This window comes from Paenibacillus sp. J31TS4 (genome assembly GCF_018403265.1).
In the GTDB taxonomy this organism is placed as follows: Bacteria; Bacillota; Bacilli; order Paenibacillales; family NBRC-103111; genus J31TS4.
Genome location: NZ_BOSI01000038.1, coordinates 1 through 257, shown reverse-complemented (window position 1 = coordinate 257; position 257 = coordinate 1). Strand labels below are relative to the sequence as shown.

Annotated in this window: 1 rRNA gene; it reads left to right on the top strand. The window is 47.9% G+C overall.

Annotated features, from left to right (window positions below):
• Positions 1-159 precede the first annotated feature (159 nt).
• Positions 160-257: ribosomal RNA gene (locus KJS47_RS23895) — 23S ribosomal RNA — on the top strand; the annotation flags it as partial.

Here is a 257-nt window from a genome sequence, read left to right as displayed (position 1 = left end):
AGATCTCGCCGCTAAAAACGGCGTGGTTGCTAAAGTGAATATCTGAGGTTAGATATTTTGCTGAGGCAAACATCTTTGTTCCTTGAAAACTAGATAGCGAAGCAAGAAACATCCTTTAGTTGAAGGTAAACCGACGATACTACGTATCGCGGATTAGTAGGTTAAGCTACTAAGAGCACACGGAGGATGCCTAGGCGCTAGGAGCCGAAGAAGGACGTGGCGAACAACGAAATGCCTCGGGGAGCCGTAAGCGGGCT